This window comes from Vibrio variabilis (assembly GCF_003263785.1).
GTDB classification, from domain to species: Bacteria; Pseudomonadota; Gammaproteobacteria; order Enterobacterales; family Vibrionaceae; genus Vibrio; species Vibrio variabilis.
Genome location: NZ_JYJK01000047.1, coordinates 1 through 22,003 on the forward strand (window position 1 = coordinate 1; position 22,003 = coordinate 22,003).

22 protein-coding genes, 1 tRNA gene, 1 rRNA gene and 2 pseudogenes are annotated in these 22,003 nt (G+C 47.7%); 18 read left to right on the forward strand and 8 right to left on the reverse strand.

Features of this window, described 5'->3' with window-relative positions:
- Positions 1 to 65 precede the first annotated feature (65 nt).
- From TZ48_RS06615 to TZ48_RS06640, 6 genes and pseudogenes are all read left to right on the forward strand, one after another.
- Positions 66 to 141 (forward strand) — tRNA-Thr (locus TZ48_RS06615).
- A 48-nt stretch (positions 142 to 189) separates the two neighbouring features.
- A 5S ribosomal RNA gene (gene rrf, locus TZ48_RS06620) occupies positions 190 to 305 on the forward strand.
- 228 nt (positions 306 to 533) lie between these two features.
- Positions 534 to 1,103, forward strand: coding sequence for an AAA family ATPase (locus TZ48_RS06625; protein ID WP_112478648.1), 570 nt, complete (start codon positions 534 to 536; stop codon positions 1,101 to 1,103).
- Positions 1,104 to 1,109: 6 nt separating this feature from the next.
- Entirely contained in the window at positions 1,110 to 2,045 is a 936-nt protein-coding gene (locus TZ48_RS06630) for a virulence factor BrkB family protein (protein ID WP_112478649.1), read from the forward strand.
- Positions 2,017 to 2,450: pseudogene (gene dtd / locus TZ48_RS06635) on the forward strand (D-aminoacyl-tRNA deacylase). The gene TZ48_RS06630 and the pseudogene dtd overlap by 29 nt, the downstream one beginning before the upstream one ends.
- Positions 2,451 to 2,488: 38 nt before the next feature.
- A complete protein-coding gene (locus TZ48_RS06640; protein ID WP_112478650.1) occupies positions 2,489 to 3,409 on the forward strand; it encodes a bifunctional GNAT family N-acetyltransferase/hotdog fold thioesterase in 921 nt (306 codons plus the stop codon).
- A 34-nt stretch (positions 3,410 to 3,443) separates the two neighbouring features.
- On the opposite strand, the gene TZ48_RS26600 is transcribed toward TZ48_RS06640, so the two are convergent.
- The 6 genes and pseudogenes from TZ48_RS26600 to hslR form a co-directional block, all read right to left on the reverse strand.
- Positions 3,444 to 4,160 carry an AsmA family protein gene (locus tag TZ48_RS26600; protein ID WP_476723314.1) on the reverse strand — a complete coding sequence of 239 codons (717 nt, stop codon included), beginning with the start codon at positions 4,158 to 4,160 and terminating at the stop codon, positions 3,444 to 3,446.
- A gap of 149 nt (positions 4,161 to 4,309) precedes the next feature.
- A complete protein-coding gene (locus tag TZ48_RS26605) occupies positions 4,310 to 5,335 on the reverse strand; it encodes an AsmA family protein (protein ID WP_162674509.1) in 1,026 nt (341 codons plus the stop codon).
- A gap of 109 nt (positions 5,336 to 5,444) precedes the next feature.
- A complete protein-coding gene (locus TZ48_RS26275; RefSeq protein WP_420822923.1) occupies positions 5,445 to 5,642 on the reverse strand; it encodes a hypothetical protein in 198 nt (65 codons plus the stop codon).
- A gap of 18 nt (positions 5,643 to 5,660) precedes the next feature.
- Positions 5,661 to 7,072: pseudogene (gene pckA, locus TZ48_RS06655) on the reverse strand (phosphoenolpyruvate carboxykinase (ATP)); the annotation flags it as partial.
- A 350-nt stretch (positions 7,073 to 7,422) separates the two neighbouring features.
- Positions 7,423 to 8,304, reverse strand: a complete 882-nt coding sequence (gene hslO, locus TZ48_RS06660; protein ID WP_112478653.1) for an Hsp33 family molecular chaperone HslO — start codon at positions 8,302 to 8,304, stop codon at positions 7,423 to 7,425.
- A gap of 15 nt (positions 8,305 to 8,319) precedes the next feature.
- Positions 8,320 to 8,706, reverse strand: a complete 387-nt coding sequence (hslR, locus tag TZ48_RS06665) for a ribosome-associated heat shock protein Hsp15 (protein ID WP_042478583.1) — start codon at positions 8,704 to 8,706, stop codon at positions 8,320 to 8,322.
- A 279-nt stretch (positions 8,707 to 8,985) separates the two neighbouring features.
- Between hslR and gspC the strand changes: the two genes are divergently transcribed.
- The 12 genes from gspC (at position 8,986) to TZ48_RS06725 (ending at position 20,327) form a co-directional block, all read left to right on the forward strand.
- On the forward strand, positions 8,986 to 9,882 hold the full coding sequence (gspC, locus tag TZ48_RS06670; RefSeq protein WP_112478654.1) for a type II secretion system protein GspC: 897 nt from the start codon (positions 8,986 to 8,988) through the stop codon (positions 9,880 to 9,882).
- A gap of 31 nt (positions 9,883 to 9,913) precedes the next feature.
- Positions 9,914 to 11,938 (forward strand): type II secretion system secretin GspD, encoded by a 2,025-nt coding sequence (gspD, locus tag TZ48_RS06675; protein ID WP_112478655.1) that lies wholly within the window; start codon positions 9,914 to 9,916, stop codon positions 11,936 to 11,938.
- Entirely contained in the window at positions 11,919 to 13,433 is a 1,515-nt protein-coding gene (gene gspE, locus TZ48_RS06680; protein WP_112478709.1) for a type II secretion system ATPase GspE, read from the forward strand. The genes gspD and gspE overlap by 20 nt, the downstream gene beginning before the upstream one ends.
- A complete protein-coding gene (gene gspF / locus TZ48_RS06685) occupies positions 13,434 to 14,666 on the forward strand; it encodes a type II secretion system inner membrane protein GspF (RefSeq protein ID WP_112478656.1) in 1,233 nt (410 codons plus the stop codon).
- 61 nt (positions 14,667 to 14,727) lie between these two features.
- Positions 14,728 to 15,171: a type II secretion system major pseudopilin GspG gene (gene gspG, locus TZ48_RS06690; protein ID WP_112460935.1), complete on the forward strand. Its 444-nt coding sequence runs from the start codon at positions 14,728 to 14,730 to the stop codon at positions 15,169 to 15,171.
- 54 nt (positions 15,172 to 15,225) lie between these two features.
- The gene (gene gspH, locus TZ48_RS06695) at positions 15,226 to 15,825 is read left to right on the forward strand and encodes a type II secretion system minor pseudopilin GspH (protein ID WP_112478710.1); all 600 of its coding nucleotides are present in this window, start codon (positions 15,226 to 15,228) and stop codon (positions 15,823 to 15,825) included.
- Positions 15,809 to 16,165: a type II secretion system minor pseudopilin GspI gene (gene gspI, locus TZ48_RS06700; protein ID WP_112478657.1), complete on the forward strand. Its 357-nt coding sequence runs from the start codon at positions 15,809 to 15,811 to the stop codon at positions 16,163 to 16,165. The genes gspH and gspI overlap by 17 nt, the downstream gene beginning before the upstream one ends.
- Positions 16,152 to 16,841 (forward strand): type II secretion system minor pseudopilin GspJ, encoded by a 690-nt coding sequence (gene gspJ / locus TZ48_RS06705; protein ID WP_112478658.1) that lies wholly within the window; start codon positions 16,152 to 16,154, stop codon positions 16,839 to 16,841. Before gspI ends, gspJ begins: the two co-directional genes overlap by 14 nt.
- Entirely contained in the window at positions 16,838 to 17,863 is a 1,026-nt protein-coding gene (gspK, locus tag TZ48_RS06710) for a type II secretion system minor pseudopilin GspK (RefSeq protein WP_112478659.1), read from the forward strand. Before gspJ ends, gspK begins: the two co-directional genes overlap by 4 nt.
- Entirely contained in the window at positions 17,832 to 19,064 is a 1,233-nt protein-coding gene (gene gspL / locus TZ48_RS06715) for a type II secretion system protein GspL (protein ID WP_112478660.1), read from the forward strand. Before gspK ends, gspL begins: the two co-directional genes overlap by 32 nt.
- A gap of 6 nt (positions 19,065 to 19,070) precedes the next feature.
- On the forward strand, positions 19,071 to 19,565 hold the full coding sequence (locus TZ48_RS06720) for a type II secretion system protein M (RefSeq protein WP_112478661.1): 495 nt from the start codon (positions 19,071 to 19,073) through the stop codon (positions 19,563 to 19,565).
- Entirely contained in the window at positions 19,566 to 20,327 is a 762-nt protein-coding gene (locus TZ48_RS06725) for a type II secretion system protein N (protein ID WP_112478662.1), read from the forward strand.
- A gap of 73 nt (positions 20,328 to 20,400) precedes the next feature.
- On the opposite strand, the gene cysQ is transcribed toward TZ48_RS06725, so the two are convergent.
- The gene (gene cysQ / locus TZ48_RS06730; RefSeq protein ID WP_112478663.1) at positions 20,401 to 21,228 is read right to left on the reverse strand and encodes a 3'(2'),5'-bisphosphate nucleotidase CysQ; all 828 of its coding nucleotides are present in this window, start codon (positions 21,226 to 21,228) and stop codon (positions 20,401 to 20,403) included.
- 1 nt (position 21,229) lies between these two features.
- The gene (nudE, locus tag TZ48_RS06735; RefSeq protein ID WP_112460929.1) at positions 21,230 to 21,787 is read right to left on the reverse strand and encodes an ADP compounds hydrolase NudE; all 558 of its coding nucleotides are present in this window, start codon (positions 21,785 to 21,787) and stop codon (positions 21,230 to 21,232) included.
- Between the last annotated feature and the right edge of the window lie 216 nt (positions 21,788 to 22,003).

The window sequence follows — 22,003 nt, forward strand, 5'->3', positions numbered from 1 at the left end:
TTTAATTTTAGAAAGAGCCCGTTTGAAAGAACGGGCTTTTTTAGTCCCTAAGGACAAACCACGATGCTGATATAGCTCAGGTGGTAGAGCGCATCCTTGGTAAGGATGAGGTCCCCAGTTCGAGTCTGGGTATCAGCACCAGTATTTAGAGTCATCTTGCAGAGCAAGGTGCACCCAAACAAGATTTTGTTTGGCGACCATAGCATTGTGGACCCACCTGATTCCATGCCGAACTCAGAAGTGAAACGCAATAGCGCCGATGGTAGTGTGGGGCTTCCCCATGTGAGAGTAGGACATCGCCAGGCTTTATTTCCGCGCCTCAGCATAAGCTGGGGCGTTTTCGTATCTGTTGTTTGTAGATTTCCTATCATAAATCGAATGGCAGAGTACTCTTGCTGATGTCTATATTCCTTAGCCACCAGAGCACCAGCACCCCTCTTAAATTTCGTAGCCTGTCTATTTATTACTATTAGCATGATTTTGCTACTGATTCAGTTACACTTTAAAGCATGTTTCTGAACTAGTTATCTATTATGAGCTCACAACTACCATTTATTATCTCGGGTGGGCCAGGTTCTGGAAAAACCACATTACTAGAAGCGCTTGGGGAGCTGGGTTTTCAGATATTTCCTGAGGTTCCTAGGCTGCTCATTGAGCAGCAATCTAGACTTGATGATGGTGTATTGCCGTGGACGCAACTTGAACGCTTTGCGGAAATGTGTTTCCAGGAAATGGTTATTCAAAGAGACCTTGCTCAACAATCGAAACAGCTCAGCTTTCTCGACCGGGCTATACCTGACGTATGCGCTTATTTGGGGTTTGGAAATCTTCCAGTTTCAGATGATATCTCTCGTCAGGCTAACAAAGGATATCAGCAGACAGTCTTGTTTTGTATGCCCACTCGTGAGACTTATGTACAAGATGAACTACGCCCTTATCCATTTGAAGAAGCACTGTCGATTCATCAAGCGCTGTATTTGCAGTATCAAAGCTTAGGATTTCAAGTTATTGAGATCCCGTTAATGTCTGTACAACAGCGGGTCGAGTTTGTTGTTGAACTGTGTCAAACTCATACTGCAACTACAATTAGCAAGGAGAGCTAAGGAACAATGCACGACAAATTGCCTCGTCAACTCATAGAGCCTGTCTCTCACTTACTGTGCTTTGTTCGTTATTTGATTCAGCGCATGTCTCATGACCGAGTGAATGTCAACGCCGGCTATCTTACGTATATCACGTTACTCTCTATCGTGCCTATGTTGACAGTTCTGTTGTCAGTGTTGTCCTCATTTTCAATATTTGCCAATGTTGGTGAAGTGCTACAAAATTTTATCATCCAACACTTTGTGCCCGCAGCCGGTGATGCTGTGTATACGGCACTCACTGAGTTTGTTGCTAATACCGGTCGTATGACCGCAATAGGTAGTGGTTTTTTGTTTGTCGCCGCCTTGATGCTCATCTCCAATATCGACAACAATCTCAATTACATCTGGCGAGTCAAAGTAAAGCGACGTCCGGTGTTCTCCTTCTCTATGTATTGGATGATATTGACCCTTGGACCAATCTTGGTTGGTGCCAGTATTGTAGGAACCTCCTATCTCACGTCATTAAAGATCTTGGAGCATGAGCTACTCAGTGGTGCGTTTAGTTTCTTTTTAGGCTGGTTGCCAGCTTTTCTTGCACTGTTAGCATTCACTGGGCTTTATGTTCTCGTTCCTAATAAGAAAGTCTATTTAAGCCATGCCATTATTGGCGCTGCAGTGGCGACATTATTATTTGAAGTGAGTAAGAAAGGCTTCGCGTACTACATTACTCAGTTCCCTTCTTATCAGCTGATTTATGGGGCGCTAGCGGCTATTCCAATCCTTTTTCTCTGGATCTATTTATGTTGGTTTATCGTTTTGATCGGTGCCGAGTTCACAGCTGCACTAGGAGAGAAAGAACACTGGCGGCTAAATAGCCCCGTGATACAATCGACAGCCGAAAAAAAGCAATTGACCCAAAAGGAACAACCGAGTGATAGCACTGATACAGAGAGTGAGTGAGTCTGCTGTTAAGGTTGACGGAAAAACGGTCGGCGAAATCGGTAAAGGTCTGTTGGTCTTGTTAGGTGTTGAAAAGGACGATGATGAAGCAAGGCAAAGCGTTTGGTTGAGCGCGTCACGACCTACCGTGTTTTTGAAGATGAAGCCGGCAAAATGAATCTAAACGTCAAGGATGTGGATGGCAGCGTTTTAGTGGTTTCACAATTTACGCTACCAGCGGATACCAAGAAAGGGACTCGTGCAGGCTTTTCTAAAGGCGCACATCCGGCGGATGCTGAGCGACTATATGACTATTTTGCTGACCATTGTCAGCAGGTATTACCAACAGAACGCGGCCAATTTGCTGCTGATATGAAAGTGTCACTCATCAACGATGGTCCTGTAACGTTCTGGTTGCAGGTATAAACGAGTAACGCGTTAAGTTTACATGCGAAAGGATATCTATGTTTAAACTCATTACTCCCAAGACAGAAAATCAGCTCAGCAAGTACTACCACTTTCGATGGCAGATGTTACGTGAGCCGTGGCGACTGCCGGTGGGATCAGAGCGTGATGAGTACGACGAAATGAGTCATCACCGCATGATTGTCGATGGTCGCGGAAGGCCTATGGCGATTGGACGTTTGTATATCACGCCCGACAATGAAGGCCAGATCCGCTACATGGCGGTAAAGAGCAGTCGTCGCGACAAAGGCATGGGCTCATTAGTGTTGGTTGCACTCGAGTCTTTTGCTCGTCAAGAAGGCGTTAAGCGCCTGGTATGTAATGCCCGAGAAGACGCCATCTCTTTCTATGAGAAAAATGGCTTTAGCAGCCAAGGCGAGCTTAACGACCAGAAAGGGCCAGTACGTCACCAGCAGATGGTGAAACCGCTTGATCCTTTAGCCAAAGTTCTTCGCAGACCAGAATGGTGCGCAGAGCTGCAAGAGCGCTGGGAACAGCAAATACCTATTAGCGACAAGATGGGTATTAAGATCAATCAATATACTGGCTATCGCTTTGAATGCAGTGCGCAGCTCAATCCTAACCTCAACCCGCATAACACTATGTTTGCTGGTTCCGCATTTACGTTGGCAACGTTAACGGGTTGGGGCATGACTTGGCTACTGATGCGTGAGCGTGGTTTAGTAGCGGATATCGTGCTGGCAGATAGCCGAATTCGCTATCGACACCCAGTAGAGTCAAGTCCGGTCTCAGTTACGTCTCTGGATGGTATCAGTGGTGATTTAGACCGGTTAGCGGCAGGTAAGAAGGCGCGTATCGTGATTAACGTAACTATCTACAGTGATGACACGCCAGCAGTCGAGTTCGTCGGCACCTACATGCTCTTACCCAATTATCACGACAAACTACTGTCGAGTTAACAGGTTAGCCCTCACCTCATGGTGGGGGCTAATTTTATTGGCAGCTCTTTATTGGTGTTGTGGTGATATCGCCAGTAAGCATGTGTAGTTTATAAGTGCTCTTACAGGACTCGGTTAGCTCGATGTTGAGAGCTTCAAGGGGCTGCGAGCTCAAATCAATACTCTGCTTCGTTTCACCATTAAGATGTTCGCTAACAATCTTAAATGGCATCAGCTCAACTCTCCCTCGATCTGCGGTTAATTTCAGCGGGGTAATATCGACTGAAAACGGCGCCTGAGCGTGTTCTGTTATAACTTCTGTATTATAGAAATTCGCGCTAAGCGCTCCAGATACTGTTTGAGAGAAGGCATGTTTATCAGCAATCAAAGCGTTCATTTCTAACTCGATATCAGCTGCACCGGTAAACCCTAGCGCAGAAGGGCTACTTAGGTACTGGGTAAGCTGCACAGGCATTGAGAAAGCGTTGGCGCTGACTTTAAGCGGTTGGCTTGGCGCAGCAAAGTCTAGCTCGGCATTGGCCGTTAGATAACCTTGCTCGAATGGGACAAATAAGCGATTCAACTGCCACTTGCCTTGCTTGCTCTCGGTTTCAACAATGATCTGATTAGCGAGCACCTTGTCGATACTGGCGCTATTGGCAGATGCCGTTGCTTTTCCTTGCCACAATCCCCACTGGTAGTCTTTTTTAAGGACGAGGTCATTTGCCTCCATATTGAAGCCAGTGACTTGCCAAAATGGCTTACTGGCCAATTGAATCCACTGAGAGCGATTAAAGGTCGCGTTATCAATAGAGATCGTCTTGATGTCGTTGACGTCGATGTCATTAAACAGAGTCAGTAAAGAGGCATCGCCAGATTCTTGGATAAACTTGATGCCATCAATATTAACCTTATCCAGCTTTACTGTGTTGGGGTGAGTTCTCCCGACACTTGTACGCGCCCTTGCTCAAACCGTGTATCTAAGTCGGCTATTTGGATCTGATCTTTACTAGCGTAGAGTTCTATCGTTGGCTCGATAAACTCAAATCCTTGCCAGACGATTTGATCCGCATCGATAGAAAGGTAAGCTTGCTGCTGAGACCATGGCGTTTTATCGAGCTCCAGTCCCTCAACAGAGGCGCTGATGTTGCTGATCTTACTGCCGTTATAATTTAGCGATGAGTTAAGAATATCAAGGCTGTTGATGTGATTAACGTACTTCCGAAATAAAGACAACCAAGGATCATCAAGATGGGTTTGCTCTAGGCTTAAGCGATTGATGGTGGTGTTCACTAATGACCATCCACGTTCGAGTTTTTGTGCTTGTGTAGAGATAGTTGCGCCGTTCCATGTGAAGGAAGCGCCGTACAGCTTGCGGTCATTTCCTGCAAGTAGGCCATCAAGTAACACATCATGCAGCGCAGAGCCTTGATAATTAAGCTGAGAAGCCTCTAGTTGGATTTCGCCTTGAGATGACATAAGTGAATCACCAGCGACAAGTCCTTTTATTTGCAGGCGCAGATCGTTGATGATCAGTTCACTGTCGCTGTAATCCATATGATCAATCGCCAGGTTTTCGATCTGCCAGCGTTCAATCAACTCTAACGGTAGTGGTTCTTTGCCATTTAGAGTCGTGCCATCAATCAGCAATTCTTGAACAGTGAGCGGTTGTTGAGCCGACAAATGACCTGCCAACCAAACAGAGAGCGTCGCAACGTCAATTGGCGGCTGCTCCGCAATCTCAAATCGAGCATTTTCAAACGTGATCTGATTAGGATAGTGATAGTGAACGGCTTCACTGGTGACATGGATATCGAGCAGTTTCTCTAGCGCGTAACTGACCATTGGCTTTGCGTATTGAGTGTGCAATACCCCAAATACCAGCAAAATGGAAAGCAGACCCAGTGCCATGAGGGCAACGAACAGTGCAACAATCTTTCTTACCACAGTGACAAAGCCTAATCGTTCAACATAAACAGTAATTTAGCGTGTATGGATGAAAAAAGCCCTCTAAATGAGGGGCTGGGTTTAAAAAGTTGGATTTCTATCTAACTTATTAGTCTAGCTGCGGGCCTGCTGCAACCAGTGCTTGGCCTTCCGCGTTATCGGTGTACTTGTCGAAGTTCGCGATGAAACGCTTAGCAAGATCTTCCGCTTTGCTTTCCCACTGTAGAGGGTCAACATAGGTCTCACGAGGATCTAAGATCGATGGATCCACGCCAGGAAGTGAAGTTGGTACTTCTAGGTTAAACACAGGGATATTAGTGGTTTCCGCTTTTTCGATAGAGCCATCAAGGATCGCATCGATAATGCCGCGAGTATCTTGGATAGAGATACGTTTACCTGTGCCGTTCCAACCCGTGTTAACCAGGTAGCTTCAGCGCCAGCCGCTTCCATACGCTTAACAAGTACTTCAGCGTACTTCGTTGGGTGTAACGTTAGGAACGCAGCACCGAAACACGCTGAGAAGGTTGGCGTTGGCTCTGTGATGCCGCGCTCAGTGCCCGCTAGCTTAGCCGTAAAGCCTGATAGGAAGTGGTACTTAGTTTGCTCTGGAGTTAGCTTAGATACTGGTGGTAGAACACCGAACGCATCAGCAGATAGGAAGATCACTTTATTCGCGTGACCGCCTTTCGATACTGGCTTCACAATGTTGTCAATGTGGTGAAGTGGGTACGAAACACGCGTATTTTCTGTTTTCGAACCATCATCAAAGTCGATAGAGCCATCATTGCGAACAGTCACGTTCTCTAGTAGCGCATCTCTGCGGATCGCATTGTAGATGTCTGGCTCTGCTTCTTTCGATAGGTTGATCGTCTTCGCGTAGCAGCCACCTTCGTAGTTGAAGATACCGTCATCATCCCAGCCGTGCTCATCGTCACCGATTAGCGCACGTTTTGGATCGGTCGATAGGGTGGTTTTCCCTGTCCCTGAAAGGCCGAAGAAAATTGCAACATCACCGTCTTCACCCATGTTCGCAGAACAGTGCATAGAGGCGATATCACGAAGTGGTAGGAAGTAGTTCATCATTGCGAACATACCTTTCTTCATTTCGCCGCCGTACCAAGTACCACCGATAAGCTGCATTCTTTCAGTTAGGTTGAACACAGTGAAGTTTTCAGAGTTAAGGCCGTGCTCTTTCCATTTTTGGTTGGTGCACTTAGCGCCATTCATCACAACGAAATCAGGCTCGAAAGTAGCAAGCTCTTCTTCTGTTGGACGAATGAACATGTTTTTAACGAAGTGCGCTTGCCACGCTACTTCAGTGATAATACGAATGCATAGGCGCGTATCCGGGTTGGTACCGCAGAATCCGTCGATCACAAATAAACGTTTATTGGATAGTTGACCAGTAACCAGAGTTTTAAGGTCGTTCCATGCCTCTTGGGACATAGGTTTGTTGTCATTTTTAACTTTATCGTTAGTCCACCACATGTTTTCTTCGGTTGTGGCGTCTTTAACAATAAATTTGTCTTTTGGAGAGCGTCCAGTAAAGATTCCCGTATCTACAGCAACGGCGCCAAGCTCAGTAACTACGCCTTTCTCGTAGCCTTCTAGACCTTCGCGAGTTTCCTCTTCAAATAACTGTTCGTAGCTTGGGTTGCGAACGATGTCAGTTACGCCAGTGATTCCGTACTTGGTTAGATCGATTTGTGCAGCCTTGTTAATGTCCATAACGGTCATAGGTGCTCCTTATTGGATTTTTTGTAGGGATTTTAAAATTGTAGTAATAATTGTTTAGTTGTTATTTTGTTTTTTATTTTGAACTCCATGCTAGCAACGGATATCCGAGAAAACAGGGAGGTAGTTCAAAAATTAGTCATCAGTTATTGATGGTTTTAAGTGTTTTGTCACATATTGAATTTAGGTGATTTCTCCTCAAAGCAAACCTTTGCGCTAGATCAAATGTAACACATTAAAACCGCCTCTAGTTAGATGTTCTGTTCATGTTTTTTGCAACATTGTTAAAAAAAACGAACAAAAAAAGCCAGTTCGTTAACGAACTGGCTTTTGGGTCTGAAAACGTTCAGATTTTAGTGCACGGTGTTATCACCAGCGCCTGATTGCGCGTCTGCAAAAATCGCTTTGATTTCTGGTTCATCGAAAGCGTACGTGGTACCACAATAATCACAGTGAAGCGCGACTTCGCCATCTTGTGCAAGAATATCCATGATCTCTTCTTGTGCTACTGTTGAAATGGCACCCGCGCTGCGTTCACGTGAGCAGCCACAGAAAAACTCAACGTGTTTTGGCTCGAATACTTGTACTTTGTCTTGGTTGTACAAGCGATACAGTAGCGTATTCGCCTCTAGGCCAAACAGCTCTTCGTCTTTTACTGTATTGGTTAGTTGTTCTAGGTGTTCAAAGTCTTCTGCTGAACCAGTGCCATCAGGCATCACCTGTAGCATCATACCTGCCGCATGGGGTTTACCTTCAAACTCACCTGAGCGGATCCACAAACGTGTTTTTAGCTGCTCAGAGCGTTCGAAGTAACCTTCAAGAACTTCAGCAAGAGTGTCACCTTCTAGGCCAACGACACCTTGGTAGCGCTCGCCCTTGTCAGGAGTGATGGTGATAACTAGGTAGCCTTTGCCCATCATGTCATGGATGTTAGCATCGTCGGCAATGTCACCTTCCCAACGCGCTACACCACGAAGCTTTTGGTTGTGGTCACCGTTGATGACAGCAAGTGATACCGGACCGTCACCTTGAAGCTGCATCGTAATCGAGCCTTCAAACTTAAGTGTCGCAGTCAAAAGGCTGGTGGATACAAGCAAGTCACCAAGTAGCTTTTGTAGCGGAGCTGGGTAGTCCTTGCTTGATAGAATTTCTTGATAAGCTGTATCCAGTTGTACGAGTTCGCCGCGCACAGACAGTTCTTCAAAAAGGTAGCGGTTAAGTATGTTGTTAGCCATTGAGGAAGCTCCAGCTTATTGGTGTTTAAATTTAATGATGTCGCGACGCTGTTTCTTGTCAGGTCGACGCTCAGGACTTGGGTTATGTGCGTGCAGTTTTCTTTTCAACGCGTTGTCTTCTCGCTTGGCGATACTCTCTGAAGTCTCGCTATAGAGAGTCTGGGCTTCCGGTGCACCTCGACGTTGATCAGAGATTCGCTCAATGACCACGGTTTTCTCTTCATTACCTTGGCGAAGGGCGATGACTGCTCCCAATTCCACTATTTTACTCGGCTTCGAGCGCTGTCCATTGTAGTGGACTTTGCCGCCGTCGACCATATTTCGTGCGATACTTCTGGTTTTATAGAAGCGAGCAGCCCATAACCATTTGTCCAAACGAACGGAATTATTCTCGGAACTCATTGTGAATCCTACTTTCTAAGTCAGTATTGGTGAGCCAAACTGAACTAGTGATAGATTTATCTTGTTATTGGTGTACTAAATGGTGCTTAGGTCTAAAAAATTCAACCCCGAGACTTGCAATAGCATTACTGTCACAGCAGATATGCTATAGTCTGTCGGTTAGCAAAGAGCAAAAAGTTGCTTATATCTTCGAGATTTATAACATAGTGAAATATCGGAAAGTTCATTATCTAGCAGGAAGTTAAAAGGGTGAAAGGAATATCTATATCGGCGAATGGCATGACCGCTGCCTCTTTGACTTCATTTTTACGACGTTGTACGCAGTACCAGCCTCAAATTAGCCTTCTCGTTACCTTAATATTACTTGTTATCTCCTGTTGGATCGCGGGGGCTTTGTTGTGGCAGTTGTTTCCGCAGTCGCACTCCGTAACACGCTGGGTCGCACCAACGGCGGTAAGTACCGCAACTCATGTGCAAACCGCTAAGTTGCAATCGTCAGATATCAATAACGCCAATATCTTTGGCCGTTACAGCAAAGAGCAAAAAGTGGTGCAAGCGCCAGTAGTAACTGATGCGCCTAAAACTCGTCTTAATGTGGTGCTCGTTGGTTCTGTGGTGAGCTCAAATCCAGAGCGTAGTCTTGCGGTTGTTGCTCATCGAGGTAAGCAAGGCACCTATGGTATCGGTGAACAGATTGATGGAACCCGTGCGACTGTGAATGCGGTTTTTATCGATCGGATCATCATTTCTAACTCTGGCCGTGATGAAACCGTCATGCTTGAAGGCTTAGAATATAAAAAGCTGGAGTTGAATCAGCGCCCGAAAGCCGCCGCTTCTAATATCGCTGGCAATAATCCTATCGACTCCGAAGAGAAGTTAGCGGCGATCCGTAACACCATTACCCAAGATCCACAGCAAATATTCCAATACGTCAGGCTTTCTCAAGTAAAGCGTGATGGCAAGGTAGCAGGTTATCGAGTAAGCCCAGGGCGTGACCCTGAACTGTTCAATTCGGTTGGTTTGCAAAATGGCGATATCGCCATCGCACTCAATGGCGCTGACTTAACCGACCCTGCTGCGATGGGGCAGATTTATCAATCCATCACCGACCTAACCGAGTTAAACCTCACCGTTGAACGCGATGGACAGCAACATGACATCTTCATTCAGTTTTAGTCATGTCGACCGTATTACAAGGGAGCAATAAGTGAAAAGTTGGCTTAAAACAAGTACCTGGTTATTGATGGGGAGCCTGATGGCGGCACCCGCGGTATCAGCCAATGAATTTAGCGCCAGTTTTAAAGGCACTGACCTTCATGAGTTTATCAATATTGTTGGGCGTAACCTCGACAAAACCATCATCGTCGATCCTTCCGTGCGCGGTAAAGTCGACGTGCGCAGCTATGACGTGCTGAATGAAGAGCAGTATTACAGCTTTTTCCTCAACGTCCTTGAAGTGTATGGCTTCGCGGTGGTTGAGATGGATAACGGCATCCTAAAAGTCATCAAAGCCAAAGACGCCAAAACCTCCGCGATTCCTGTTGTCGGTGATACTGATATTGCCGTAGGCGATACTGTGGTCACGCGTGTGGTTGCGGTTAAAAACGTCTCGGTACGTGAGTTGTCACCACTGCTAAGGCAGCTCAATGATAATGCGGGTGCGGGTAACGTGGTGCATTATGACCCGGCGAATATCATTCTTATCACCGGCCGCGCTGCGGTGGTAAACCGCTTAGCGGAAATCATCCAGCGTGTTGACCAAGCTGGTGACAAAGAAGTGGAAGTGGTGGAGCTGAAAAACGCGTCTGCAGCAGAAATGGTGCGTATTGTCGATGCGCTGAATAAAACCACAGATGCCAAGAATACCCCTGCGTTCTTGCAGCCTAAGCTGGTGGCTGACGAGCGTACCAACTCCATTCTTATCTCCGGTGACCCTAAAGTGCGTCAACGCTTGCGCCGTTTGATTGGTCAACTGGACATTGAAATGGCCACCAAAGGCAACAACCGTGTTCAATACCTAAAATACGCCAAAGCGGAAGATTTGGTCGATGTGCTAAAAGGCGTGTCAGACAACCTGCAAAAAGAGAAGCAAGCAGGCTCGAAGTCAGGCTCTACGGCTAATCGTACGGAGGTTATGATTGCCGCACACCCGGATACCAACGCACTGGTTCTTACTGCACCGCCAGATATTATGAAGGCGCTACTTGAGGTGATCTCTCAGCTGGATATTCGCCGTGCGCAAGTCTTGATTGAAGCGCTGATTGTAGAACTTGCTGATGTTGATGGCGCTAACCTTGGTGTTCAGTGGGGCTCGGTCAACGGCGGTAGTGTGGTGCAGTTTAGTAACACTGGTGCGTCTATCGGTAGCGTGATGGTGGGTATGGAAGAAGCCAAAGATAAGAAGACCACGGAAACGCGTGTCGATGCTGATGGTAACCCATACAACGTAGAAACGACTACAACCGGTGACTTCTCTAAATTGGCAAGCGCATTGAGCGGTGTGCAAGGTGCCGCTGTAGGCATCGCGCTAGGTGACTGGACGGCACTCATCACAGCGGTTTCTAGTCAGTCAAACTCGAACATTCTGTCATCGCCAAGCATTACCGTCATGGATAACGGTGAAGCTTCATTCATCGTTGGTGAAGAAGTCCCGGTTCTGACGGGTTCAACCGCAGGGTCAAATAACAGTAACCCATTCCAAACCGTTGATCGTAAGGAAGTGGGTATCAAGCTAAAAGTCGTCCCACAGATTAACGAAGGTAACTCGGTTCAACTGAATATTGAGCAAGAAGTATCTAACGTCCTGGGTGCGAACGGTGCCGTTGACGTGCGTTTTGCTAAGCGTCAACTCAACACTTCAGTCATGATCCAAGATGGTCAAATGTTGGTGCTTGGTGGTTTGATTGACGAACGTGCAGCAGAGAGTGAATCGAAAGTGCCGTTCTTGGGCGATATTCCTTACCTTGGCCGCTTGTTTACGTCGACCTCGACCACGGTTGAGAAGAAGAACCTGATGGTATTCATCAAGCCAACCATCATTCGCGATGGCATGACATCAGACGGTATCACGCAGCGTAAGTACAACTACATTCGTGCTGAGCAGCTGTTCAAAGCGGACAAAGGCCTTAAGCTGATGGATGATGGCTTTATCCCTGTATTGCCTGAGTTTAATGAGACGGCGCGTTACCCATCAGAGATCCAAGCGTTTATTGATCAGGTGGAAGCGAAGTAATGATGGAAAGCCAGAGCATCGCCCGCTAGCAAACCGTTTGCCGTTTAGCTTTGCTAATCGCTTTAAAGTGGTGTTTGAAGCGCAAGAGTCGCAGTCGGTTCTCTATTATGTAGAACCGCTGGCGCTCAATGCGTTGCAGGAGGTAAAGCGGGTATTTCGAAAACCGTTTTCATTGCATGCACTGCCGTCGAGCGAGTTTGATGCTAAGTTAACTCAGGCTTACCAGCGTGACTCCTCTGAAGCGAGACAGTTGATGGAAGATATTGGCGCGGACAGTGACGACTTCTTCTCATTGGCAGAAGAGCTGCCTCAAGATGAAGACTTGTTAGAGTCCGATGATGATGCGCCAATCATTAAACTGATCAATGCCATGCTTGGCGAAGCGATCAAAGAAGGCGCGTCTGATATCCATATCGAAACCTTCGAGAAAGTGCTGTCGATCCGTTTTCGTATTGATGGTGTATTGCGTGACGTTTTGGCGCCAAGCCGTAAACTGGCACCGCTTTTGGTATCGCGCGTTAAGGTCATGGCTAAGCTGGATATCGCTGAAAAACGCGTACCACAGGATGGTCGTATTTCACTGCGTATCGGTGGTCGAGCAGTGGATGTGCGTGTATCAACGATGCCATCATCGCACGGCGAGCGTGTGGTCATGCGTCTATTAGACAAAAACGCCACTCGCCTCGACCTGCACAGCTTAGGTATGACGGCAGATAACCACGCCAACTTTAGGCATCTTATCGGGCGCCCTCACGGCATCATTTTGGTCACCGGTCCCACAGGCTCGGGTAAGTCGACCACGCTGTATGCGGGCTTACAAGAGATCAACAGCAATGAGCGCAATATCCTCACTGTTGAAGACCCGATTGAATTTGATATTGATGGCATTGGTCAAACTCAGGTGAATCCTAAAGTCGATATGACTTTCGCTCGAGGCTTGCGTGCTATCTTGCGTCAAGATCCCGATGTGGTGATGGTGGGTGAGATCCGTGACCTAGAAACGGCGCAAATCGCCGTACAAGCCTCATTGACCGGTCACTTGGTGATGTCTACCTTACACACCAACACAGCCGTAGGTGCGATCACGCGTATGCGTGATATGGGTATTGAGCCATTTTTGATCTCCTCTTCGCTACTGGGTGTGCTGGCGCAGCGTTTGGTGCGTACTCTGTGCCATGACTGTAAACAGCCATATGAAGCGGACACAGCGACTAAGCAGTTGTTTGGTGTTGCGGAGTCTGAGCCGCTAACGCTGCACAAAGCGGTGGGTTGTGAGCGTTGTAATCAAAAAGGCTATCGCGGCCGTACGGGTATTCATGAGCTGTTAATGGTCGATGACAAGGTGCAATCACTGATCCATGACGAAGCAGGTGAACAAGCGATTGAAAAAGCCGTACGCTCTCATACCCCAAGTATCCGTGATGATGGCTTCCATAAAGTCAGACTCGGCGTGACCTCGCTTGAAGAAGTCATGCGCGTGACTAAGGAAGCGTAAGTGGCAGCATTTGAATATAAGGCACTCAATGCCAAAGGTAAGCAAGTCAAAGGGCTGATTGAAGGTGATAATGCTCGTCAGGCTCGTCAGCGTCTAAAAGAGCAAGGCCTCATCCCGGTTGATATTGTTGAAGCCAAAGGCAAAGCGTCGTCAAATTCATCGGGCGCAGCCAATGCGAAACCGATGTTTAAACGTGGTTTAAGCACGCCTGATTTGGCTCTGATAACTCGCCAGCTATCTACCTTGGTTCAATCAGGCATGCCGTTGGAAGAGTGTTTGCGAGCGGTGTCTGAGCAGTCGGAAAAGCCACGTATTCGCACTATGCTGGCCGCCATTCGCTCTAAAGTCACCGAAGGTTATACGCTGTCTGACAGTCTTGCTGATTATCCACACGTCTTCGATGAGCTATTTCGCTCCATGGTGGCAGCCGGTGAAAAGTCGGGTCACCTAGATTCTATTTTGGAGCGCCTCGCGGATTACGCTGAGAACCGTCAGAAAATGCGCTCTAAGCTGCAACAAGCGATGATTTACCCTGTCGTGCTGGTGGTATTTGCAGTCTCAATTGTGGCATTTTTGCTCGCGGCCGTGGTGCCTAAAATTGTCGGTCAATTTGTGCAAATGGGGCAAGAGCTGCCAGCGTCAACGCAGTTTTTGCTCTCTTCTAGTGACTTTATTCAAGAGTGGGGCTTATTGCTGCTTGGTGGTTTTACTTTGACCTTGTACCTAATCAAAGTTGCACTTCGTAAGCCATCGATTCGCATGAGCTGGGACACCAAAGTGTTAGGGCTTCCTCTCATTGGTAAAATTGCTCGTGGCCTGAATACATCGCGTTTTGCGCGCACCTTAGCGATTTGTACATCGAGTGCCATTCCTATCCTAGAGGGGATGAAAGTCTCTGTGGACGTGATGACCAACCATTTTGCTAAGAAGCAAGTGTCCACAGCAGCCGACAATGTGCGAGAAGGGGCAAGTCTTCGTAAGGCACTTGAGCAAACCAAGCTGTTCCCGCCTATGATGCTGCATATGATCGCCAGTGGTGAGCAAAGTGGTGAGCTAGAGAGCATGCTGACGCGTGCGGCTGACAACCAAGACCAAAACTTTGAATCAACGGTGAACATCGCCCTTGGCATTTTCACCCCAGCACTGATCGCCTTAATGGCAGGTTTAGTACTGTTTATTGTGATGGCGACCCTAATGCCGATTTTGGAAATGAACAATTTGATGTCTGGTTAATCTAATCAGTCAGATGGTTAGTATTGCCCTCCATATTGAGGGCGTTTATTTGGAGTTAGAGATGAAAAAAACAATGAAAAAACAATCCGGCTTTACCTTACTAGAGGTAATGGTAGTGGTTGTTATTCTGGGTATTTTGGCAAGCTTTGTCGTGCCTAACTTGCTGGGCAACAAAGAGAAAGCAGACCAACAGAAAGCAGTGACGGATATCGTTGCGCTGGAAAATGCGCTTGATATGTACAAGCTGGATAACAGTGTTTACCCAACCACGGATCAAGGCCTAGAAGCGCTGGTAACCAAACCGACTAACCCAGAGCCGCGCAACTACCGCGATGGCGGTTACATTCGTCGTCTACCTGCTGATCCATGGGGTAATGAATACCAATACCTAAGCCCTGGCGATAAAGGCACTATCGACATCTTTACCCTAGGTGCTGACGGCCAAGAGGGCGGTGAAGGCCCAGCGGCTGATATCGGCAACTGGAACATCCAAGACTTCCAGTAATCACCAAAGGAGAGGCGGCAGCCTCTCCTTCGTTCAAAGTGAATCTCCATGTTGTTGCAGTTAAAACGTCGTCAAATAGGTTTTACCTTACTGGAAATCATGCTGGTACTGGTGCTGCTGTCTATCAGTGCAGTAGCGGTGATTTCGACCTTGCCTCAGAGTCAAAGTGACGACACTAAACAGCAAGCGCAGCGTTTATACCAAAGGCTACAACTGTTCAACGAAGAAGCGATGTTGGCAGGCAAAGATTTTGGTATACGTGTTGATGAAGCCAAAAAGCAATACGTGTTTCTAGAGTTGACGTCTGAAGGGTGGCAACGCGTGTCACTCAGTAAGATCCCAGAAGAGACGACCTTGCCAGAGACCTTGTCGATCAAGCTCGATTTAAGCACGGGTATTTGGGGTGAGGATGACCGGTTATTTGAGCCTGGCTCTTTGTTCGATGAAGACATGTTTGCCGATGTGGAAAAAGAGAAAAAACCAGAAAAGCCACCACAAGTCTTTATTCTCTCTAGCGGAGAGATCACCGAAGGTGCATTTGTTGTTGCGCCGGTGAATAGAGCACTGCAAGACCAAACTTGGTATGTTGAAGTCAAAGAAAATGGGCAGTTGGCGCTTATGGATGTGAAAGACTGGAATGAAAAAGACCGTTAGAGGCATGACCCTGCTAGAGGTGCTGATAGCGCTGGCGATATTTGCCACGGCGGCCATCTCTATCATCCGAGCGGTCAGTCAGCATATTAACACCCTAAGCTATCTGGAAGAGAAGGCGTTTGCCAGTATGGTGGTCGACAATCAGATGGCTAAGCTTGTGCTCGACACCGCTAAACCTAAAGCTAAGAAAGGCAAAGAGAAACTGGCGGGGCGTGAGTGGTATTGGAGTATTCAGCCGGTTGAAACGGCAGATAACTTACTCTCTGCGGTGGATGTCAGCGTGGCCACTGATGCGAAAGCGAGCCCGATAGTGACGGTGAGAAGTTATGTCGACAAGTAACCGTGTTAAAGGCTTTACCCTCATCGAAGTGCTGGTGGCCATTGCGATTTTTGCCAGCTTAAGCGTAGCGGCCTATCAAGTGGTAAATCAGGTGCAGCGCAGCAATGAGCTTTCTCTTGAGCGCAGTACTCGACTGCAAGAAATCCAGCGTGGCTTTGTTTATCTAGATAGCGACTTTAAGCAGTTGGCGCTGCGTCAGTTTCGTCATGAAGGGGAAGAGCCTCTGTCTCGTCTGATGCTGTGGCAAGAAGGGTTATTGGAGTCTGAAGGGCGAGGTTTACTGTTTGCTCGTCTCGGTTGGCTTAACCCGCAAAACCAATTTCCACGTGGTGAAGTGGCTAAGATAGGTTACCGCCTGCAAGAAGGTAAGCTTGAGCGTTTGTGGTGGCGTTATCCAGATACTAGCGTGGGCGAGCCTCCTGTGGTGCTCCCCATATTTACCAAGGTGGAAGCCTTTGATATGCGTTTTTACAATGGCGAATCTTGGAGTAATGAGTGGCAAACCGATATGACGCTTCCGCTTGCGGTGGAAGTAAAAATCCGGTTTGAGGATTTTGATGAAATTAACCGTATCTATCTGACCCCAGCAGGTACGCTCAATGCGACATCTGGCGGTAACAATAATGGTTCAGAGGGTGGTAATACTCAGGGTAATAACCAAGGCGGTAACTCATGACAAGAGTGACGGTTAAATCCCAAAAAGGGGTCGCCTTGATTGTGATTCTGCTGTTACTTGCCATTATGGTCTCTATTGCGGCCACAATGTCGGAGCGTCTGTTTAGTCAATTTACTCGTGCGTCTAATCAGGTGAATTATCAGCAAGCATATTGGTATGCGATTGGCGTCGAAGCATTGGCATCGGTGGCGATAAAAGAGAGCTACAAAGACAATAAAGACAGCGTGAACCTCAATCAGCCTTGGGCGATTGAAGAGCGTACTTATCCACTCGATTATGGTGAGGCGACGGGCTACATTCGTGATATGCAGGCTTGTTTTAATATCAATGCGTTATCGACGGTGCAGCCGAACCAAAACAGCGCAACCAAGCCATTTTTAGTGCGCTTTTTCCAAAAGCTGCTCGAGGAAAGCGGAGTCGAAAACTACCAAGCAGAGCAGGTGGCGGACTCCACATGGGAATTTGTCAATAAAGAGACCAGTGTGCGCTCGGTATCCGGTGTCGGAGACAGCTACTATGAGTCGCTCTCTCCTGCCTATGTGGCGGCTAATGGCTTGATTGCTGATAGCTCAGAGCTTAGAGCGATTAATCAGATGAGCGGTGAGGCGATGCTCAGTATCAGCCCTTTGGTTTGTGCATTGCCAACAAGCGACTGGCGCCTCAATGTTAATACGCTGGTTGAAGAGCAGGCTGGACTATTATCAGCGCTGTTTGCGCCGAATCTCTCGTTAGAAAATGCGAGACAAATGATAGAGAACCGCCCATTCGATGGTTGGTCAGGAATTGATAAGTTTCTCGCTGAGTCGCAAATGGCCAGCGTGGATGATAATACTAAACAGCAAGCACAACAGTATCTTGCTGTAGACAGTGCCTATTTTGAAATGGACACTCAGGTTGTGGTTGGAGAGTCGCGGATGCGTCTTCGTAGCCTGTTTTATAGCCAAGATAGGCAGGAAGTGACGGTCGTTCGTCGTCGATTTGGAGGATTTAGTGAGCGAGTTCTTAACCGTTCGCCTGAATAGCCAGCCAGATAGCCAAATACATTGGGCGGTATGGTCAACTAGTCAGCAAGAAGTGATAGCCAGCGGAGAGCTTAATAACCTCGACCAGCTCGCTGACATAAAAGAGTATGCACAGCAGCGTGTGACGTTGCTGATGCTGAGTGGACAGGATGTGCACTTTGCTGATGTCGAGATCCCAGCAGGTGGCGCGCGTCAGTTTGAGTCGATGTTGCCGTTTATTGTCGAAGATGACATCGCACAAGATGTCGATGAGCTGCACTTTACCATCTTCAGTAAACAAGGTGGTCGCGCTTCTATCGCTGCGGTGGATCGCCAATACCTTACGCATGTGATTGATCGCTTTGCAGAGCAAGGTATCGAAGTCAAAAAAGTGATCCCAGATGTCTTGGCGTTGCCGCAAACAGAGCATGTGAGCGCGATTCATCTCGACGGTCAGTGGCTGTTTCGTACGGGCAATCAAAGCGGCCTTGTTGTCGATGAGGGTTGGATGGATGCGGTCATTGACTCCGATTACTTAGTGCAATCAACCAGTGACGATGACAGCAAAGTAGTGATAGAGAGCTACTCTCCGGTTGCCAAGTCCCTGGCTGAGCGATCTTTGCATATCGACTGGCAAAGCATGCCGCCAGAGCCAGCGATGGCACTGCTGTCAAAAGGTACCGTAGAAACGAGTGCTAACTTGATGACTGGTGAGTTTAAGCCGAAAGCATCGTTTTTAAGGCATTGGAAAGTTTGGCAGAAAGTCGCTATTGCGGCCTCAGTGCTTATTGTCGCATTGGTCGCGCAGCAAGTGGTGTTGGTGAATCAATACGAGGCTCAAGCGGCGGCCTATCGTGCCGAAAGTGAACGAATTTTCCGCGCGGTTCTGCCAGACAAAAAGCGCATCCCGACGGTGAGTTACCTCAAGCGTCAGCTGGATGATGAGCTGAAGAGCCTTGGAGGCAGTGACCTGTCGAGTGCCTCAGTGTTGGAGTGGTTGTCGAAACTTCCCGATACCATAGGGCAAGTGAATGGCATGCAAGTGCAGAGTTTTACATTTGATGGCAACCGTAATGAAGTTCGCATGAATGTCACCAGTCGAGACTTTGATAGTTTTGAAGCCGCGCGAGTGAAGCTAGAAACGCAATTTGAAGTGTCTCAAGGGCCGCTTAACCGTAATGGCGAGCTGGTCATGGGTAACTTTGTACTTAAGAAGAAGTAGAGCGTAATGAAAGGATTATTACTGAACCTTCAAAGCTGGTGGCTGAGTATCAGTCAGCGAGAGCAGCGACTGGTCGTGGCTTGTTCGCTGGTGGTCGTGCTTGGCATTGTTTATTGGGGAATCTTAGCCCCTTTTGCTCAACGTACCGAGCTTGCACAATCACGTATCCAGTCTGAGAGGCAGTTGCTTACATGGGTGAAGCAAAAGGCGGACGACATTTCTCAGCAAAGACAAGCGGGCGGGGTCGTTGTTTCCAAGGAGCCGCTTAACCGCGTGATTACTTCGTCGACGAATCGATTCAGTATTGAACTCATTCGTATGCAGCCACGCAATGATCAGTTGCAAGTATGGATTAAGCCGATTCCGTTTGAGTTTTTTGTTAATTGGCTGTTTTACTTGCAAGACAACCACGGAGTGACGGTTGAGATTTTGGATATCGACAAGGCTGACCAAAATGGTGTTATTGAAGTCAACCGATTGCAATTTAAAAGAGGTGGCTAAGTGGTAAAAAAAGTCATCAAGTACGGCTTACTGTGTACCACAGTTTTTGCTGCCAGCGCGATTTACCACCTGCCTGCCAGTGTTGTGATCAGCTATGCCCCTATGCCTAGAGAGCTCGCTCTGGATGGCACTACAGGTACTATTTGGCAAGGCAACGCGCAGAATGTCAGGTTCCAGCAATATTCCATCGGTGATGTGTCGTGGCAGTTTAGTTGGTCTAGTCTTTTGACGCTCTCGCCAGAGTATTCAGTGCGCTTTGGCCGCGGAAGTACGTTAGGTCTATCGGGGCGAGGAAATCTTGGTGTGAGCATGTCTGGTGCTTACCTTGAGAATGTTCTTGCTTCGATTCCTGCGGATACCGTGGTTCAGTACGCGCCTATTCCGGTACCAATTAAAGCGGGTGGTCAGTTGGAGCTTGCCATTAAGTCTCTCAACTATGCGTCGCCATGGTGCGGCAGTGGTGATGGGAGCTTGTCTTGGAATGCAGGGTACATTGAATCACCTATCGGTAGCTTAGGACTGGGGCCGACAATTGTGGACTTATCTTGTGCAGACAGTGTGCTTTCTGCAGCGGGTAGCCAGAGCAGTAATCAGGTGTCGAGTGAGTTTTCTGCGAGTGTGACGCCTAATCGACAGTATCAATCACAGGCATGGTTTAGGCCAGAGTCTGAGTTTCCGACGAATATGCGTCAGCAGTTGGGATGGCTTGGTAACCCAGATGGCGAAGGGCGGTATTCGTTCAATTATCAAGGGCGCTTTTAAGCGAGTGCTATGTTAAACAAAATAAAAAGGAGGCTTAGCCTCCTTTTTTAATTTTAGTAACTAAAGCAGAGTGTTAGCTCTGAACTAGGATCTGATCCCACGGCAAATCTCGATCGCCAATCACAATAAAGTTTGGGTTTTCGAGTGTTTCGCGCTCGTTGTAAGAGAGAGGCTGAAGCTCGGTATCGACAATGGTGCCACCGGCTTCTTCAACAATGCATTGTGTCGCTGCGGTATCCCACTCGCCAGTTGGCCCAAGGCGCAGATAGCAATCGACAGCTCCTTCAGCGACCAAGCAGGCTTTGAGAGCGGCAGAGCCAAGAGGCACTAAGTCATAGTTCCATGCGCTGCTCATTCGCTGTGTGATGCGATTGATATTTTGACGACGGCTAATGGCAATAGCGATAGATTGCTGTGGCATCTCGTGTTTGAGTATTTTGATGCGCAGGCTTTCCCCAAGACTTGGAATTTTCCACGCCCCTTTGCCTTCATAAGCGTGATAGGTCACGCCGGACACCGGTGCGTACACCACGCCCATGATCGGCTTGTTGTCGCTCACTAATGCAATGATGGTCGCAAAGTCGCCGCTGCGGGCAATGAACTCTTGAGTACCATCAAGCGGGTCGACCAGCCAATAAGTGCTCCATTGTGAGCGTTGCTCTAAACTAATATCCGCTGCTTCTTCAGACAAGACAGGGATATCTGGTGTCAGCTCAGAGAGCTTTTCCATAATCAGTTTATGCGCAGCTAAGTCAGCGCTGGTCACTGGGGTTTCGTCATCTTTGGTAAAGGCTTCGTAGTCTTTGTTCTCGTAGATGTCGAGAATAAGCTGGCCAGCCTGACGTGCGATGTCGATGACAGCAGGAAGGTGATGCGATAAATCTAAATGTCTTGTTGTCACGTTATAACCCCAACTCTGACTTCATTCTTAGCATTAGTAGCAATGCGGTAATACTGCGCGCTTCTGAGAAGTCGAGATGAGTCAGTAGCTCATCGGCTTGTGCCAATGGCCATTTCACGATTTCTAGCGGCTCTGGTTCGTCCCCTTCGAGTTGCTCTGGGTAGAGATCCTGAGCAACAAACAAAGTCATGCGACTGGAGAAATACGAAGGCGCGAGAATCACTTCTTTGAGTGGCGTTAGCGTGTTGGCGCCAAAACCAATTTCTTCTTTGAGTTCACGCACTGCCGCTTGTTCGGCACTCTCGCCCAGGTCGATGAGTCCTTTTGGAAAACCCAGTTCGTAGCGCTCGGTGCCTGCTGCATATTCGCGAACCAGCAAGATATCCCCATGCTCAGTGATCGGCACCATCATGACCGCATTGCGACCACTCGGTTTCATGCGCTCATACGTGCGCTTTTCGCCGTTCGAAAACGCTAAGTCTAAAGCCTCAATTTTAAATAGCCTAGATTCAGCTACTGTCTTTTGGGCTAAGATCTCAGGTCCTTTTTTGGATGGCATGGGCGTTCTCCTCCGCTGGGTGCCAATGTTTTCTAGAAGGCTAGGGTGTTTGAAACGCTTGCTCGTTGCAAACATTAAGCACCTGGCACTCGAATAGTAGTTAGTGATTAATATATATAGGATTTGGACGCGCGCCAAATGGTAGTGCCAAAAAAAGAGCGCAAAGGTTTACCTTGGCGCTCGATTCGAAACAAATTTGGCGAAGAGCCATCCTTG

What these genes read in the sequence shown, in the direction of transcription:
- TZ48_RS06625 (WP_112478648.1), top strand. Translation starts at nt 534, where the DNA reads ATGAGCTCACAACTACCATTTATTATCTCGGGTGGGCCAGGTTCTGGA.
- TZ48_RS06630 (WP_112478649.1), top strand. Translation starts at nt 1,110, where the DNA reads ATGCACGACAAATTGCCTCGTCAACTCATAGAGCCTGTCTCTCACTTA.
- TZ48_RS06640 (WP_112478650.1), top strand. Translation starts at nt 2,489, where the DNA reads ATGTTTAAACTCATTACTCCCAAGACAGAAAATCAGCTCAGCAAGTAC.
- hslO (WP_112478653.1), bottom strand. Translation starts at nt 8,304, where the DNA reads ATGGCTAACAACATACTTAACCGCTACCTTTTTGAAGAACTGTCTGTG.
- hslR (WP_042478583.1), bottom strand. Translation starts at nt 8,706, where the DNA reads ATGAGTTCCGAGAATAATTCCGTTCGTTTGGACAAATGGTTATGGGCT.
- gspC (WP_112478654.1), top strand. Translation starts at nt 8,986, where the DNA reads ATGACCGCTGCCTCTTTGACTTCATTTTTACGACGTTGTACGCAGTAC.
- gspG (WP_112460935.1), top strand. Translation starts at nt 14,728, where the DNA reads ATGAAAAAAACAATGAAAAAACAATCCGGCTTTACCTTACTAGAGGTA.
- gspI (WP_112478657.1), top strand. Translation starts at nt 15,809, where the DNA reads ATGAAAAAGACCGTTAGAGGCATGACCCTGCTAGAGGTGCTGATAGCG.
- gspJ (WP_112478658.1), top strand. Translation starts at nt 16,152, where the DNA reads ATGTCGACAAGTAACCGTGTTAAAGGCTTTACCCTCATCGAAGTGCTG.
- gspK (WP_112478659.1), top strand. Translation starts at nt 16,838, where the DNA reads ATGACAAGAGTGACGGTTAAATCCCAAAAAGGGGTCGCCTTGATTGTG.
- TZ48_RS06720 (WP_112478661.1), top strand. Translation starts at nt 19,071, where the DNA reads ATGAAAGGATTATTACTGAACCTTCAAAGCTGGTGGCTGAGTATCAGT.
- nudE (WP_112460929.1), bottom strand. Translation starts at nt 21,787, where the DNA reads ATGCCATCCAAAAAAGGACCTGAGATCTTAGCCCAAAAGACAGTAGCT.